We start from the raw sequence: 16776 nt of genomic DNA, 5'->3' as shown, positions 1-16776 counted from the left end.
CGCTCCTTTTAAAAGCATTACGCCAAAAATCCTCCATACCCGTCAGCGGGCAAGGAGGATTGGTTTTGTCATTTGTAGGCTTAGCCTTCGAAGTTGTAAAGCGGTGTGCTGAGGTAACGTTCGCCGTTACTTGGCACGATTACAACAACGCGTTTGCCCGCGCCCAATTGTTTCGCAACCTGAAGACCTGCACGGATCGCTGCACCGGAAGAAATACCGGATAGGATACCCTCTTCCTTCGCTACCTGACGAGCCGTCTCGAATGCATCATCATTCTCAATGTGGATGATCTCATCATAAATTTCCTGGTCGAGGATCTCAGGAATAAAGTTGGCACCAATTCCTTGAATCTTATGAGGTCCTGGTTTGCCGCCTGCGAGAATTGGCGAAGCAGCTGGTTCAACTGCAACAATTTTAATACCAGGGAAAGCTTCTTTCAGCACTTCGCCTGTACCTGTAATTGTTCCGCCTGTACCAATTCCTGCAACGAAAGCATCCAACGTACCACCCACAGATTGAATTGCTTCAACAATCTCAGGGCCAGTCGTTTCACGGTGGATCTTCACGTTGGCTTTATTTTTAAATTGCTCAGCCATGAAATAAGATGGGTTTTCTTTCAGCAGTTCTTCGGCTTTTTTAACAGCACCGTTCATACCTTCAGCTCCAGGTGTAAGCACAAGCTCAGCACCATACGCACGAAGCAAGTTGCGACGCTCCAAGCTCATCGTCTCAGGCATTACAATAACGGACTTGTAGCCTTTGGCTGCAGCCACCATCGCGAGTCCGATTCCCGTGTTACCACTTGTTGCTTCGATAATGGTATCACCTGGTTTCAGCTTGCCTTCTTTTTCCGCTTCTTCCACAATGCTAATTGCGATACGGTCTTTCACGCTTGAACCTGGATTCTGATACTCCAGCTTCACGAATACTTCAGCACTGCCTTCAGGTACGATACGGTTCAGACGAACAAGCGGAGTACCTCCGATGAGTTCTGTTACGTTATTAACTACTTTAGCCATATGAATGCCCTCCTTAGTGGATGAATAAAACTTGAGTCCTGTTAACCTATACTGTGCGGCCGATAGCCTCTGGGATGTTATAGAAGAACTGCGGAAATCCTATTGCTCCCATCCCTTACTGCTAAGATTTCTAGACAGGGTGAAGGTTTCCGAAAGTTTCTTTGTTCATAAGTAAAGCTTTTATATCCGAGTAAACGAGTAGGTATTTATTATTTTCATCTTATCAACGTTAACCCTTATTGTCAATATGAGTACTCAAAAAAATACTCTGCCTTCGGCCCTAAGACCGCAGACAGAGTATTTTTATCAAGATGCAGCAGCGTGATACAATCTTTTCCATTGAAATCAGGAGGCAGGAATCTCGGACAGGATTACGGCTTCATACTTGTTACGCAGCATTTGCTCCACCTGTGGCAAGGGATCTGCCTGACTCAGAGCCAGCTGCATTCGAATCTCCTCACGGACCTCTTCGGCCGATTGCACCTGTTGGTCTTCTTTATCATTGAGTCTGATAATTGCATAACCTTCTTCCACTCGAACCGGACCGGCAATATCGCCTACATCCAGCCCGGCAGCGAGTTGAAGGAGTTCTTTTGGCTGGAATGGATCATTCCGCTCAATCCAGCCCAGCCTGCCACCAGCATCACGAGAGAAGCTGTCTGTCGATTGCCTGCGGGCAGCTTCTTCAAAGTCTTCCCCCTTCTCCAACGCATCCAGTAAGGAATCGGCTTCCTCTTCTTCCTTCACTACGATGATGGACAAGTCATATTTCTCAGGGGAAACGTAATCCTCACGGTGTTCAGTCCAGTAATGCTCAATATCTGCATCCTTGATCTGTATGCCGATCGTTGCGATTTTCTCCAGCAGCAGTCTATAGCCGGCTTCCAATTCAAGTTCCTGTTTCGACAGGCCCAATTGAGACTTCATTTCGTCATAATACGCTTTCTCTGAATCGTACCCATCCATCGCGGCCGCAAGTTCTCTTGCAATCTCTTGGGGAGTGACGATCAGCTTGCGTTCAATTGCTTCGGCGTATACTGCTTTACGGTTTAACATCTGAAGTAATAACTCACTGCCGTAACGTCGTTTTAGCGCATCGGTCCACTCTTTATCCGTGATCACTTCTCCGTTGATCGTCGCTACGGTGCTTCCTTCTTCCGTATTGGCATCATGGGATGCATCTGCCTCGTCTTTGCCCTGTCTGAGACCATGCATAGCCATCACCGTACCCATGACCAGCATGCCCAGCGTCAAGACAATGACAGCCGTCCACAACCCTTTTTCCTGTCTTGTCATTCCGCATCCCGTCCCCGCATAGATCAGTTCTTGGCTTGCTCTAGGATGGTCTCAAGTTGTTCTTTGTTAAAGTCATAGGCTTCATTACAGAATTGGCAAACGACTTCAGCTCGGCCCTCTTCTTCAATTAATTGCTCCATCTCCGTTTGGCCCAGACTGATTAGCGTCTTCTCTACCCGCTCACGTGAACACTCACAGCTAAAATGAATATCCAATCCTTCCATCACTTGTACATCTGGCAACAATCGGCGAAGCAACTCTTCCAATTCAAGCCCCTGCTCCAGTAACGTCGTCACTGGCGGCAACGTACTGATGGCGTTTTCGATCGCCGTGATCTCTTGATCTGTCAATCCCGGCAACAGTTGCATAATGAATCCGCCTGCGACAATAACTGAATTATCTGTATCAACGAGCACACCAACGCCTACAGCAGAAGGTGTTTGCTCCGATTGAGCAAAGTAGTACGTGAAGTCTTCACCCAGTTCTCCTGAAATAATAGGCACACTGCCACGATATGGCTCTTTCAATCCCAGATCCTTCGTTATGTTAATGAAACCTTCCGTTCCAACCGCGCCGGCAACGTCCAGTTTCCCCACACTATTGCTTGGCAGATGTACATGCGGATTAGAAACATATCCTCGTACTTCGCCTTTGGCATTGGCATCGGCTACAATCTGTCCGATTGGCCCATCGCCGTTGACTTGTACCGTTAACTTCTCTTCACCTTTGAGCATTGCACCCATAATGGCTGCTGTTGTAACCGTACGCCCCATGGCAGCTGTAGCCGTGGGAAACGTATCATGTCTTCTGCGTAGTTCCTCAACCAGTTCTGTAGTTTGGACAGCAAAGGCTCTTACCTTTCCATTCATTGCTGTACCACGAATTAACCGGTCATGCTTGTTGTTGTTTTCCAAGTCATTCAGCCTCCTTTGGCGTATCGCCATAATAGTCGTAACACAGAAAAAACGGCACAACACTTAAGCTGTAATCTCAGCCCGCTGTATGCCGTCTCTATGCTCACCTTTCCCGGTTCCGCTCATATATAATACGCAGCCCTTCAAGCGTAAGCAGCGGATCAACTTCCTCTATACTACGGGTTTCTTCTGCGATAAGTGTAGCGAGACCACCCGTCGCGATAACTCTGGGCTTCGCACCCATCTCCTCGCGAATGCGTTCTACAATACCGTCTACCTGCCCTGCATAGCCAAATATAATACCTGCTTGCATGGCATGAATAGTATTACGGCCAATGACCTTTTTAGGTTTCTCCAGCTCTATACGCGGCAGCTTGGATGCCCGCTCATAGAGCGCTTCAGTGGCGATCTGAATGCCAGGTACAATAGCTCCCCCCAGGTAGTGACCTTTCTCGTCAATACAGTCAAAAGTCGTTGCGGTACCGAAATCGACCACAACGAGAGGGCCGCCATATTTCTCAACGGCTGCCACTGCATTAACAATACGATCTGCACCCACTTCACGAGGGTTCTCGTATCGCAGGTTCAAGCCAGTTTTGATGCCAGGCCCGACGAGTAAAGCTTTTTTGCCTACATATTTCTCACACATCGCTTCGATGACATTCACCAGTGGCGGAACCACAGATGAGATGATGACACCTTCGATGTCACTTGCCCTGATGCCGGACATATGAAATAAATTATAAATCAATACGCCGTATTCATCCACTGTTGACTGACGGGATGTACTCAGACGAAAGTGGTGCAGCAATTCCCGGCCTTGATATACACCGAGCACCATATTGCTGTTCCCCACGTCTACAACTAGAATCAAAGGGGTTCACCCCTCTTTCTTTTCATTTAAATCCAGGCTGATATCCAGGCTCTCAAAAGAATAGGTTAACCTGCCAACCGAAATTACATCCACACCACTCTCTGCAATACCACGAATGGTCTGGAGGGATACGTTACCGGATGCTTCAACCTTCACATGAGGAGCCTGTTCACGTATAAGCTCAACCGCTTCACGCATCCGCTCTGGATGCATGTTATCCAGCATAATGATATCTGCCCCGGCTTGCAAGGCTTCTCTCACCTGCTCCAGATTTTCAGTCTCCACTTCAATTGTCATCGTATGTGGAATAACAGTTCTGGCACGCTGTACCGCCTCGGTGATTCCGCCTGCACCCTTGATGTGGTTATCCTTAATCATAACAGCATCGTACAGTCCAAATCGATGATTCGCTCCGCCACCCACGCGCACTGCGTATTTCTCAAGTAATCGGTGACCCGGCGTTGTCTTACGTGTATCCACGAGCCTGGTCTCAAGACCATCCAGCACATCTACGTAGGCACGCGTACGCGTAGCAATTCCGGACATACGTTGCAGCAAATTGAGTGCCAAACGTTCCCCCGTAAGCAGTGAATGTGTACTTCCCTCTACCTCGGCCAAAATCGTGCCGTGGGTAACCTTGTCTCCGTCTGTTACCTTGGGTGTAAATACAAGATCGGGATCAACGACCTGAAATACCAGCTCAGCCACAGTCATGCCTGCAATAATACCATTGTCTTTGGCGTGTATAATGGCCTTGGATTGGTTGCCTGCTGGGATCGTCACACTCGTTGTAACGTCGCCTGCACCAACATCTTCACGAAGCCAGTTTTTGATTGATTCGATAAGCCCTTCATTATATCCGTTCAGTATCATGACATCAATTCCTCCACAATCGCTTGTTCTCGCTGCTGCAGACTATGCTTCTGCCACACGTTATCATCACGTGCCGGGAAATCCTCACGATAGTGAGCCCCCCGACTCTCCTCGCGGTGTAATGCTCCGCTTGTAACTAACCAGGCACAGGTCAGAAGATTGGCATACTCCAGCTCTTCCTTATGAGTGAGTGTCTGATCAAAAAATTGCAATTCCTGTTGCAACTTGTCCATGGCCTTCTGCAGGTCCTCACCTTTCCGGCGCAAGCCTACCTGACGAACCATCATTTTCTGTAATCGTAAGCGTCTTTCGGATATCGGCTTTTGCTCTTCCATGATCTTGTTGATCTTGCTATTCATGGTTCCAGATGAAGGCGCACCCGCTCTTACTTGTAATGAACCAAGCTGAGGAAGAGATTGAATACGATCAACAATTCTCCGCCCAAATACAATCGCTTCTGATAAAGAGTTGCTTGCCAGGCGGTTAGCTCCATGTACTCCTGTAGAAGACACCTCGCCACAAGCAAATAATCGAGAGATGCTGCTCTCTCCACTCAAATCCGTTTTCACTCCACCCATCATGTAATGGGCAGCAGGTGCAACGGGAATCCAGTCCGTTGTCATGTCTAATCCATAACGCATACAAGTCTCATATATGGTAGGGAACCGATGCTTGATCATCTCTGGCTGTTCATGCGTAATGTCCAAATACACAAAGGTACTGTTGGTGGACTCCATCTCACTAACAATCGCTCGTGCCACGATATCGCGTGGTGCTAGTTCAAGCTGGGCATGATAACGATCCATGAAGCGTTCGCCCTTCACATTGCGCAGATATGCTCCTTCGCCGCGTACTGCTTCTGACACAAGAAAACGCGGGGCCCCCGGGTAACAAAGAGAGGTGGGATGAAATTGGATGAATTCCATGTCACGCACGATAGCACCAGCCCGATAAGCCATCGCTACACCATCGGCAGTAGCTACGTCGGGGTTCGTTGTGTATCGGTATAATTGTCCTGCCCCACCAGAGCAAAGAACGGTTGCCTGTGCCTTCACGAATACTTGCGATCCGTCATCCTTCTGAACCAGTGCGCCAATGCATTCCCCTCGCTCTGTAATCAGGTCAACAACAAAATGCTCATCCCATACTTCAATCCCAGGATGCTCATTCACTTCGACAGCAAGTGCACGTACAATCTCATATCCCGTGGCATCCCCGTTGGCATGCAAAATACGGCGGTGGCTATGCGCACCTTCCTGCGTCAATGCCAACTCGCCGTTCTCCAGATCAAACAAAGTACCTAAACGAATCAGTTCCTTCACTCCGTCCGGACCCTCATTCACCAATACCTCTACCGCCTCGGAGCGGCATAAGCCCGCTCCTGCAACAAGTGTGTCCTGCAAGTGGTATGCAGGTGAATCATCCTCAGCAATAACCGCAGCGATTCCTCCCTGCGCATATCTGGTGTTACTTTCAAGTAATGACTTCTTCGTGATCATTAATACACGTTGTTGTTCACTTGCCTTAATGGCAGTAAACAAACCAGCAATCCCTGAGCCTATAACCAATACATCCGTCTCTACCATGGGTAGCGCAGACAGATCAAAATCAACTAAATATTGCGGTATCATGTTATTCACCTGTCTTGGAGCAAGAGTAGCGCATCCTATTTTACCAACAACATGCGCTCTAGTGATTCTCTGGCTTTGTCGGCAACAGCCGGTGGCACGTAGATTTGCGGCTTCATCGTTTCCAGGCATTTCACCAGTTTCTTCAAGTTGTTCACCTTCATATTGGGACATACAAGAAACTTGGTAGCAAAGTGGAACTGTTTATCCGGACTATCCAGACGAAGCTGATATCCTGTACCATCTTCGGTACCTACGATAAATTCCTTCGCTGATGAATTTTTGCAATACTCCAGAATAGCTGTTGTGCTACCTACAAAATCACCCATCTCTACAACCTCAGGTCGACACTCTGGATGAACAACAAACTCTGCATTTGGATGCTTGGCTCGCATTTCCACCACATCTTTGACTGTGAGCATATCATGCGTGTTGCAGTAACCTTCCCAGATAATCATTTTCTTGTCTGTATGCTGCTGCACATAATGTCCCAAATTTTTATCAGGTACCCAGATAATTTCGTCGGAATCCACTGATTGAATAACCCGAACCGCATTCGCTGAAGTACAACAGATGTCAGTCTCAGCCTTAATCTCAGCCGAGGAATTGATATAAGTAACAACCTTGGCGTTAGGGTGTTGTGCTTTCAATCTGCGTAGTCCATCCACGTTCACCATATCTGCCATCGGGCAGCCCGCACGTTCATCCGGAATAATAACTGTTTTGTTCGGCGCCAAAATTTTAGCGCTTTCACCCATAAAATGAACACCACAGAAAACAATCACATCGGCATCTGTTTGTGCTGCCTTCTGGGCTAACAGAAACGAATCTCCGCGGAAGTCAGCAACCTCCTGTACTTCATCACGTTGATAATAATGGGCAAGAATAATGGCATTACGTTCCTTCTTCAATTCCATCAGCCGCTCACGCAGCTCGCGGTTCATCTCAGCCTTGCGCTCTAAAGCCAGAGCTTCCACCTGTGATCCTCTCCTTTATCGGGACAGCGTCATGCGCTGTTTCGTAGGGCTAACCTAAGTCGTTAACTTCGCTTGAGAAACGAATCACAAGCGGTTTAACAACTAATTTACACAACGTTCACGACTCTGTCAATAAATGAAAAAGGCCCAGTACTGCGCCTTAACCACCTGTTTGCTAACTGGTTCGCCATCTAACTCCCGTTTATCTTTATCTATCCTCTTTTAAAATAATGGACAAAAAAAGAGAGCCCGAGGGCTCTCCTGATTTCACCTGCTGTCCTAGCCAGATGTATTATGCATTAAGACGTTGGCTTCGTTCCGCCATCATCCGGGTTATTGTTATTACCTTTTTCCAGATTCGGAGCTTCGTTTGGAATATCTCCGGCTGGTGGCTCAGGCGTTTCATCTTTACCTTGAATACGGACACGCACATCACCGATGTTGTCGATGATTGGCTCTCCGCCTTCAGTTGGTGTGCCTTCACCATCATTGTCGTTCTCTGCTTTTGGAGTTAAGGAACCAGTTTCGATCAATTGCTTGATCTGATCCATTTCCAAAGTCTCTACCTCAAGCAAAGTTTGAGCGATCAGATGCATCTCTTTTGAATGTTTAACAAGCAAGTCCTTACATTTCTCATAACATTCATTGATAAAGCGTTGCATTTCCTGATCAATCTCATACGCAATGGAATCCGAGTAATTCTGTTCATGACCGATATCCCGACCAAGGAATACCTGGCCTTGTGAACTTCCGAATTGCATAGGTCCCAATTTCTCACTCATACCGTATTCCATAACCATGCTGCGAACAATACCTGTCGCTTGCTGGAAGTCACTGTATGCACCAGTACCAATCTCTCCGATGAACAATTCTTCAGCTACACGACCTCCGAGAAGTCCGGTTACTTTATCCAACAGTTCCTGCTTGGTAACCAGCATACGGTCTTCTTTTGGCAACATGATTACATATCCACCCGCACGTCCACGCGGGATAATGGTCACTTTATGTACCATATCAGCATGTTCCAGGAAGTATCCTACAATGGTATGGCCTGCTTCGTGATAAGCAACGATTCGTTTCTCACGATCACTGATGACACGGCTTTTCTTCTCCGTACCAACGATGACACGGTCAATCGCTTCGTCAACTTCTTTCATGGAAATATCTTTACGATTACGACGTGCTGCTAGCAATGCCGCTTCGTTCAAGAGATTCTCCAAATCTGCACCAGAGAAACCTGTTGTACGCTTCGCGATAATATCCATCTTCACATCTTTAGTCAGTGGTTTATTACGGGAATGTACTTTCAGGACAGCTTCACGACCTCTTACATCAGGGCGGTCAACCGTAATTTGACGGTCAAAACGTCCTGGACGCAGCAAGGCAGGGTCCAAAATATCTGCACGGTTCGTTGCAGCTACGATGATAATACCTTCGTTAGCTCCGAAACCGTCCATTTCAACGAGCAACTGGTTGAGTGTTTGCTCACGCTCATCGTGACCACCACCAAGACCAGCACCACGCTGACGTCCTACAGCATCAATCTCATCGATAAAGATGATACATGGCGCATTTTTCTTCGCATTTTCAAACAAATCACGTACACGTGATGCACCGACACCGACAAACATTTCAACGAAGTCGGAACCTGAAATACTAAAGAATGGTACACCCGCTTCACCGGCTACGGCACGAGCGAGCAACGTTTTACCTGTACCTGGAGGACCTACGAGCAATACGCCCTTAGGAATCCGTGCACCTACTGCTGCGAATTTACGAGGGTCCTTGAGGAAGTCTACAACCTCAACAAGTTCCTGTTTCTCTTCGTCAGCACCCGCAACATCTTCAAATGTAACCCGCTTCTTCTCTTCGTTATAGAGACGAGCACGGCTTTTACCAAAGTTCATTACTTTACCGCCGCCGCCTTGAGCCTGATTAAACAGGAAGAAGAACAGCAGGAACATAATGATCAAAGGAATAAAGGAAGTCAGCAACGTCAACCAGATGCTGTCACCTTTCATTGGCTCCTGATGATATTGGAAATTGTTAGTTTCACTTGCAGCTACAAGCTCACTAATTGCCTCATCCGTAGGAGGAATATACGTTGAGAAATTTTCTGATTTGGCGCCATCAGGTGCCTTCTTGTATTGACCGGTCACGAGATACGTTTGACCGTTGAATTGAACCGTCAATTCAGAGACATTGTTGGCTTTGATCGCTGCACGCAACTGATCATATCTAGGATTATCGGTGGCTTCGCCGCCATTGCTGACGAACTGGACTATCCCCACCACAACTAAAAAAAGAATCAAATAAAAACCAGAATTCCGGATGAACCGATTCATCCCCTACCTCCTCTCGAGACACTTTAATTATTTTAACATAGCCCGACATGGCTTCTCAACAGAAGCCATGAACAGCTCAAGGCTTGGGTCGGGCAGGATATTAGCTACTATAGACTTCCGGCTTCAAAATCCCGATATAGGGCAGGTTCCGGTACTTCTCCGCAAAATCCAAACCGTAACCAACGATGAACGCGTCAGGAATGTCAAAGCCTGTGTAATGAGCTTCCAACTCAACTTTACGGCCTGAAGGCTTGTCGAACAGCGTAACCACACGCACCGACTCGGCACCACGGTTTTCTAACAGTTCAATCAGATAGCTGAGTGTAAGTCCGCTGTCGATAATATCTTCGACAATCAGAACTTCCCGTCCTTCAACGGCTACATCCAGATCCTTAATGATTTTGACAACACCTGATGACTTGGTGGAAGCGCCGTAACTGGATACCGCCATAAAATCCATTTCAACAGGTACCGTTATGTTTTTAACCAAATCAGCCATAAATATAAACGCACCCTTGAGCACACAAATGACCAAAGGATTGCGGTCTGCATATTCGGCACTTAGTGTTGCGCCTAATTCCTTGACTTTACTCTGAATTTCTTCTTCACTGATCAATACTTCCTGAATGTCGTTCTGCAACTGTGCGAACCTCCTAAGTTATACTATGAAAGCCTTACCTGAACCATAACCACTACCCCTGAATCGCTGAATCGCCTACAGTCATGTACAGGATTGCGGAAGTGCCCTCCCTGACAGGAGCCACACTGGACCGTCGAACACCCGGTAACCAGATGATATGACCTGCTCCATCACATACCACAGGAATACGTGGACGGACAGATGGGGGGATTTTCTCATCGATGAAAATATTTTTCACCTTTTTGCTTCCGTTTAATCCCATTACTTTCATGGTATCTCCAGGTAACCGTGAACGCACAACCAGCGGCATAAGCAGTTGATCCGCATCAAACGCGGCTTGATCCGCCGATTCCGGTACATGATAGTCCTCGGGACTCACCGTCATCAACCGAATATATCGATTAATTGGGGTGAGTGAAAGCTCATAAGTTCCACTCCATTGCGCAAGACGATACTCGTAAGATTGATCCTGTACGTCCGTCCGTATGCCAAAAGAAATCAGATTATACTCCCGAGTGCAGGCGAGTGTCTGTCCTATATCCAGGCTCCAGGTCGTCACATGGGTCTCCATGACCTTGCGTCGAATGGTTTCTATACGGGTAAAGTCGACAAAATCACTGTCCAAAGGCAGATAATTCAATATTAGTTTAATCAACCTTCGTTGTAAAGCGACATGTAACTTCAAGAAGGAAGGCACCTCAAAGGTTTGCCTTCCGCCGTTCACCTGCACTAGACACCTGTATGTGTCATATGCACTCTGCTCCATGAAATCGTCTTCATCACCCACAATTTCGGCAAGCCGATTCAATGACGGCGTGAGTTGTCCATTATACTGCCCCAAAAAAGGAAGCACATCCAAGCGAATGGCATTACGCCGATATTTACGCAAGGCGTTGCTTTCATCATTGAAATACATAAAACCCTGGGTATTACAAGCTTCTACAAGGTCTGTCTTGTTTATACGAAGGCATGGACGAATAAGTTCCACATTTTTTTCTCGCCTTTTAAACTTCATTCCTGAGAGTCCCGACAAGCCGGTTCCACGAAGCAAATGAAGCATGACTGTCTCCGCCTGATCATCCGCATGATGTGCCAAAGCGATGCTTGCGGCATTATATTTGGTAGCTACTTCATGTAGAAAAGCATACCGCTTGTTGCGGGCCGCTTCCTGTGGTCCTTGACCCGTCAGCTCCATATATGAAGGAACATCGGCCTTGGTCCATTCAAATGCAATGCCAAGCTGCTGTGCCAGTTCCATCATTTTCTCCGCTTCATCATCAGATTCGGGACGGAAACCATGATGCACATGCGCACAGATCAATTCAAGCGGGACATGCCGCTTGCTGATCTCGTGCATGATATGCAAAAAAGCCACCGAGTCCGGCCCGCCCGACACTGCGACGATAATCCGATCCCCGGGAACCCATAACTGATGCTCTTCCGCTGCATCCAGCACGTTCTTCACCAGCATGTTCCAGCGTAAAGCCTCCATACCTGTTCCTCATTCCTTGCGTTATGTATATGCACTCTCACAGATCAGAAACGTAGTGCATAGATGAGCACTCCAATAAGTAAAATCACAGATACAGCGAATGCGTTCTTAAGCCAGCGCGGTGTTGTACTTTTGGAACGACGGCGAAGTGGCGTGGGACGAGCCATCATTTCCTTCCACGCTTGTGCCGCATGACCTGCATCACGAAACTGACCTCGTAGTGCCTGAATCGTCCAATTGCGAAAAGGACCCAGTCGTTCACTGCGCTCCACCAGCGCTACGAGCTGATTCACACTTCGCAGTTGCGGTAATCCTTCTGCTGCCAGTGCCTTGAGCGCGTCTGCTTCAAGTACATGAATCAACAATAATGCAAATGCAAACACATCATAGGTACCATCTGCTGTACGGCTGCCTGCATTCCAGAAGCCCCGATCATACCATTCGGTGAACTGCTTAACGCTTCGACCAATAGACGTAACTCCGCCGTAGTCGATCAATTCCACCTGCCCATAATCGGATACCAGCACATTCTGAGGTTTAAGATCACCAAACACCCATCCCGCCTGATGCAATTGTGCCAGCTTCTGCAAGAGCCTAAGTCCAACCAGAAGTGTCCAGTCTGTCCCCTGACGCCGAATGAAGTGATGAAGAGCCTCACCTCTAACGTAACGCATCACATAAAAGGGAATATCCCGGCCACGAACGGCATAATCATCCACATCTTTAAGATAGGAAGGAATGCCGCTCTGCCGAAGGGCTTCATGATTACGCTGTAGTTGAAAAGATTTGAGCACATTGACTTCCGATTGCAGATCTACCGGATCAAACCCCATTTTTAGCGCGTAGTGTTTGCCATTTTCACCCCGTTGGACAAGAAAAACGATGCCATTGGCTCCTTTGCCCAGTAGCTTCCGAATCGTGTAACGACTGCGATTCCATTTCCCTGTAACCACTGTTCCTGGCGGGAAAGAGGCGTCAGACAACGTTGTCACCGAGCATCCCTTCTCTTTCAATGCGATAGTTCCCTTCTATTTCCTGCTGTTTCTCCAGTGTACCATAACGGTAAAAATCAATCACCTTCTGAATTGCAGGACCTGTCGGTGTTGCACCCTTCATCTGCAACCTTCCAAACAGGGACCGAACACGGCCTGGATCCGTTGTCCAGTCAATATCCATTACCGCATCTTCTCCACTGTGTCGTCCCGGGAAATGAAATACGGAAAGCTTGCTCTGACCTACACGCGCCTGCAAACTCAACATTAAATCGCGAATGCCTTCTTCTACCGCAGCCAGTTTGGGCTTCATGCTGGCACTGACGTCTATTAGCAATATCACCTGTAAGGCTGTAGTTTCAGCCATGTCATCCATCACTTCCACGACCCGGGCGCGTTGTGCAGGTTCCAGATCGGTTACGGTTTTGGGCTCCTTCTCTCCCAAAATTTGTGTTAACTCTCTATTAACCGCCTGCTGAATCGTCTGAACCACCGTTTTCCTTGTCATCATCTGCATGGTATGAGCAAGCTGCCGTGTACCTACAATTTGGCTGATTCCACCTCCGGCTCTGGCAATATCCTCAATTTCCCGGCTACCCAGCTCACCAATGGTTCCATAATCAATCACGCCAACCACATTAACCGTAATCCCCTCTTCCTGTGCTTCGCCCGCTGCCAGCACCGGACTTGGTCCAACATTGGAACAACCGTCGGTGATCAATAAGATTTGCTTCATCCGATATCCCTCCGTTATTCGTTACTCTCCAACTCTATGACTAGCATTGCCAGAATGAAGAGACTTCAAACAGAAGAATATGCAATTAGCTGACGGTCCGTGGTCGTTCCATCCGGTTGATGCCAGGCACACGCAGTGTGGCCCATTCAGGACGGAAATGCTCTACTTTTCCAACAACGACGGTCATATCATCCAAAATTTCATGCTGCTGATATCTTATGACACTTTCAAGCAGGCAATCGGCCAAATCTTGTGGATCATCGGTATCAATCTCTTGAATGAGCCGTTTCATCCATAACTCTTTGTTCACAGCATACCCCGGTGCATCATAGATGCCATCCGTCATCATAATGAGGATATCACCTGGTTGTAGCTGTACCGTCACCAAATCCACTTCAATATCTTTAATAATACCGATTGGCAAATTGCTGGCTGAAACTTGAATAACCTCCTGTCCACGTTTGATAAAGCTTGGCGTCGATCCGATTTTCATAAACGTTGTCTCTGCCGTATATTCATCAATCAGCGCCATATCGACTGTGGCATACATCTCTTCAGGGGAGCGCAGCATCAGAACGGAGTTCACGGATTTGATCGCCAGTTTCTCGTCCATGCCGGACTGTAACAACTGCTCCAGTATGTTCAACGCCGCGCTGCTCTCCATGCGTGCCCGTTCTCCATTACCCATTCCATCACTGAGCGCGACCGCGAATGTACCGTTTCCTAACTCAACCGTGCTAAAGCTGTCGCCTGACATCACATCTCCCCCTTTGGCAGCAGCAGCAACACCGGTGGTTACCTCGAACGTTTTGGCTGAACCAAACGTAACTGTCGCCAGTCCCTGGCGAGGGTCGGTCATCGTCTCATGCAAGACGGCGATATGTTCGTCCAGTACATCCGAGATCAGCGGAGCGATCATTTTCCGGCACTCATCGAATCCCCGTGTATATGCATGTACGATCTCAATTTCCACATTGCCCGCTTCCAGATTGATTATCTCAATAGAGTGAATGGACAGGCCCAGTGACTCCAGTGCATCCCGAATCTGTTCCTCCTGTTGTACCATCTCCTCACTTTCCCGCTGAATTTCTTTGGCCAGGTCCTCCATGACCTGAGATACACCGGACAATTGCTCTGCAACCAGCTGCCGGCTATCAATAATCTGGCGTTTCCACTGCATGTTATGTTGATGCAACCCGTACTGGGCACGCATGACTTCAAGTACCTCTTCCGGCTTCGCACATACCCTGTTCCATTCCACTGGAATCTGCTTGCCTGAAATCTCCGGGTTCCCTTCAATGGTACTCATCACATCGGTCATGTATTTGTAGGTCTGAATAAACTTGGCATCCCAACATTGTGTACGCTTGAAGCAGCTTGCACATGTGCCTTCGGCAACCGCATTCATGAAATGATCCATTCCACCTTCTTTCTGTACTGGCTCGCCCGCACCGGACATCTGATCAAAGCTGCGTGACAATTGACGGAATACCTGCGAGAAGCGAGTTACCCGTTCTGCCGTGATATCCCTTATCCGTTTGGCATACTCATGCTGGGATTTTGTATGGTCCTGCGTACCTGGTACATATTTGGATATCGCTGTCATCAGGCTCTTAGGTGTCAACATAAACAGAACGATAGCCGCACATGTCTCCCATAATGAATTCATCACATCACCTGGACCACCCAAGTATATGGATAGAATGGACGAACCCAGCAGCATGCCCAGTGCCACTGCCGCACGTTTGCCCTCTCGAAGCATCCCTGCCAGCATCCCGGCAAAAGCAAGCAGGCTCATCTGATACACCGCTGACATGTCAGCCAGACTCAGAATCAAGCCGGTAATGACCCCAACTGAGGCTCCGAGGGGGGCTCCGCCCACCAGCGCAAAGATTAATATGAGATAACGGGAGAGCATATGCTCGACAGATAAGGACTGAATAGTCCACCCTACGGCTCCCGTCATAACGGAAGCAAGCAATATAATCAGGCAGAGGATCTCCTCGTTCTTTAGGCTGAACTTTTTTTTGCGGTAGGTGAAGATCGGTATGGCTTGTATGAAAACAAGGGTGAGCACAAAGCTTAATATGGAATCCATCGTGAGCATCAGCATGGCGTACCAGCTGAAGGATGGCCCGATCACGACCGCGAATAATTTGACCATAAATGTAGTGGTAAACACCATCGTCGGCGCATAAGATAATTCAGCACGATCATATGACTCCAGACCCCGGAAGAGCAGATAAAAGATGGCGATCTCCGATGCAACAATAAGTGGTACGGGAAACGGTGCAAACAGACTACCTGCGAGTAGAGCGGCGCCTACCGGAATGATGTAATCCCTGCGCATGAAAGCAATTACGGCGAAGTACGCAATGGCAAAAGGAGATAACTCATTTAGGATCATCGCCTTTCCGAGCAGAAATCCCATAAACGTAAGCAGCAGTACCCATTTACGGGAAGCTACCATTTGGACAGCCTTGCGGGAGCCAAGCCAATGTTTCAGACGTACAGACAGCTCCTCCCGAGCTTCCGTACCACCTTTACCTGCTTTCATTCCCGGAAATTGAATGACATTCCACTTTTCCATCATCCTCAAGGCACCCCATTCGATTAATTTGAATTTTCGTGTTTCGTTCTCGATGGTTCTGATTATAGATAGATTAGAAGACGTAGTTTGTCAGAATAGGTGGGCAGGGTCCAAAAAGTTTACGACAAAAGAAATGAGTCTGGCGCGGTGGAGCAAACCCCCCGGCCTTATTGAGGTTTCTGTCCTTTCCTTACTTGATTCCGACAAAGGCGATGTCTGATTTTGAACCGACGATGCTTTGGTCTCGCCATCATTTGAGCAGGATAGCTGTGGAATGCCACGGAAACCTGTCGGTAAAAAATGGTAGACGACAAATGTTCTTATGGTTCCATTTTGTCGTGCAGAAAAACTGGGGATATGGAGATTCACTTTACAAAAAAAGCTATTCCACCACTTATCT

Annotated in this window: 13 protein-coding genes; all 13 read right to left on the bottom strand. The window is 47.8% G+C overall.

Features of this window, described 5'->3' with window-relative positions; all coding sequences use genetic code 11:
- Positions 1-80 precede the first annotated feature (80 nt).
- Positions 81-1019: a cysteine synthase A gene (gene cysK / locus NKT06_RS00345; protein WP_253428920.1), complete on the bottom strand. Its 939-nt coding sequence runs from the start codon at positions 1017-1019 to the stop codon at positions 81-83.
- A 345-nt stretch (positions 1020-1364) separates the two neighbouring features.
- Positions 1365-2315, bottom strand: coding sequence for a peptidyl-prolyl cis-trans isomerase (locus NKT06_RS00340; RefSeq protein WP_253428918.1), 951 nt, complete (start codon positions 2313-2315; stop codon positions 1365-1367).
- A gap of 23 nt (positions 2316-2338) precedes the next feature.
- Positions 2339-3259, bottom strand: coding sequence for an Hsp33 family molecular chaperone HslO (hslO, locus tag NKT06_RS00335; protein ID WP_253428916.1), 921 nt, complete (start codon positions 3257-3259; stop codon positions 2339-2341).
- 73 nt (positions 3260-3332) lie between these two features.
- Positions 3333-4103 carry a type III pantothenate kinase gene (locus tag NKT06_RS00330; RefSeq protein WP_026081372.1) on the bottom strand — a complete coding sequence of 257 codons (771 nt, stop codon included), beginning with the start codon at positions 4101-4103 and terminating at the stop codon, positions 3333-3335.
- Between the two features lie 6 nt (positions 4104-4109).
- Positions 4110-4976 carry a carboxylating nicotinate-nucleotide diphosphorylase gene (gene nadC / locus NKT06_RS00325; RefSeq protein ID WP_253428914.1) on the bottom strand — a complete coding sequence of 289 codons (867 nt, stop codon included), beginning with the start codon at positions 4974-4976 and terminating at the stop codon, positions 4110-4112.
- Positions 4973-6607: an L-aspartate oxidase gene (gene nadB, locus NKT06_RS00320; protein ID WP_253428912.1), complete on the bottom strand. Its 1635-nt coding sequence runs from the start codon at positions 6605-6607 to the stop codon at positions 4973-4975. The genes nadC and nadB overlap by 4 nt, the downstream gene beginning before the upstream one ends.
- A gap of 35 nt (positions 6608-6642) precedes the next feature.
- A complete protein-coding gene (gene nadA, locus NKT06_RS00315; RefSeq protein WP_253428910.1) occupies positions 6643-7581 on the bottom strand; it encodes a quinolinate synthase NadA in 939 nt (312 codons plus the stop codon).
- A gap of 299 nt (positions 7582-7880) precedes the next feature.
- A complete protein-coding gene (gene ftsH / locus NKT06_RS00310) occupies positions 7881-9926 on the bottom strand; it encodes an ATP-dependent zinc metalloprotease FtsH (RefSeq protein WP_253428908.1) in 2046 nt (681 codons plus the stop codon).
- A 100-nt stretch (positions 9927-10026) separates the two neighbouring features.
- A complete protein-coding gene (gene hpt / locus NKT06_RS00305) occupies positions 10027-10566 on the bottom strand; it encodes a hypoxanthine phosphoribosyltransferase (protein WP_253428906.1) in 540 nt (179 codons plus the stop codon).
- Positions 10567-10618: 52 nt separating this feature from the next.
- Positions 10619-12058, bottom strand: a complete 1440-nt coding sequence (tilS, locus tag NKT06_RS00300) for a tRNA lysidine(34) synthetase TilS (protein ID WP_253428904.1) — start codon at positions 12056-12058, stop codon at positions 10619-10621.
- 44 nt (positions 12059-12102) lie between these two features.
- Positions 12103-13050 (bottom strand): serine/threonine protein kinase, encoded by a 948-nt coding sequence (locus tag NKT06_RS00295; RefSeq protein ID WP_253428901.1) that lies wholly within the window; start codon positions 13048-13050, stop codon positions 12103-12105.
- Positions 13034-13786 (bottom strand): VWA domain-containing protein, encoded by a 753-nt coding sequence (locus NKT06_RS00290; protein WP_253428899.1) that lies wholly within the window; start codon positions 13784-13786, stop codon positions 13034-13036. Before NKT06_RS00290 ends, NKT06_RS00295 begins: the two co-directional genes overlap by 17 nt.
- A gap of 85 nt (positions 13787-13871) precedes the next feature.
- Complete coding sequence (spoIIE, locus tag NKT06_RS00285) at positions 13872-16379, bottom strand: stage II sporulation protein E (RefSeq protein WP_253428897.1); 2508 nt, start codon at positions 16377-16379, stop codon at positions 13872-13874.
- Between the last annotated feature and the right edge of the window lie 397 nt (positions 16380-16776).

Origin of the sequence: Paenibacillus sp. 1781tsa1 (assembly GCF_024159265.1) — a bacterium.
Classification (GTDB): Bacteria; Bacillota; Bacilli; order Paenibacillales; family Paenibacillaceae; genus Paenibacillus.
The sequence above is the reverse complement of the archived record's forward strand: the minus strand, read 5'-3'. Positions and strand labels throughout refer to the sequence as shown.

Bases quoted from the DNA above. Each gene is read 5' to 3' on its own strand.
- cysK (WP_253428920.1), bottom strand. From the start codon at position 1,019: ATGGCTAAAGTAGTTAATAACGTAACAGAACTCATCGGAGGTACTCCG.
- NKT06_RS00340 (WP_253428918.1), bottom strand. From the start codon at position 2,315: ATGACAAGACAGGAAAAAGGGTTGTGGACGGCTGTCATTGTCTTGACG.
- hslO (WP_253428916.1), bottom strand. From the start codon at position 3,259: ATGGCGATACGCCAAAGGAGGCTGAATGACTTGGAAAACAACAACAAG.
- nadC (WP_253428914.1), bottom strand. From the start codon at position 4,976: ATGATACTGAACGGATATAATGAAGGGCTTATCGAATCAATCAAAAAC.
- nadB (WP_253428912.1), bottom strand. From the start codon at position 6,607: ATGATACCGCAATATTTAGTTGATTTTGATCTGTCTGCGCTACCCATG.
- ftsH (WP_253428908.1), bottom strand. From the start codon at position 9,926: ATGAATCGGTTCATCCGGAATTCTGGTTTTTATTTGATTCTTTTTTTA.
- tilS (WP_253428904.1), bottom strand. From the start codon at position 12,058: ATGGAGGCTTTACGCTGGAACATGCTGGTGAAGAACGTGCTGGATGCA.
- NKT06_RS00290 (WP_253428899.1), bottom strand. From the start codon at position 13,786: ATGAAGCAAATCTTATTGATCACCGACGGTTGTTCCAATGTTGGACCA.
- spoIIE (WP_253428897.1), bottom strand. From the start codon at position 16,379: ATGATGGAAAAGTGGAATGTCATTCAATTTCCGGGAATGAAAGCAGGT.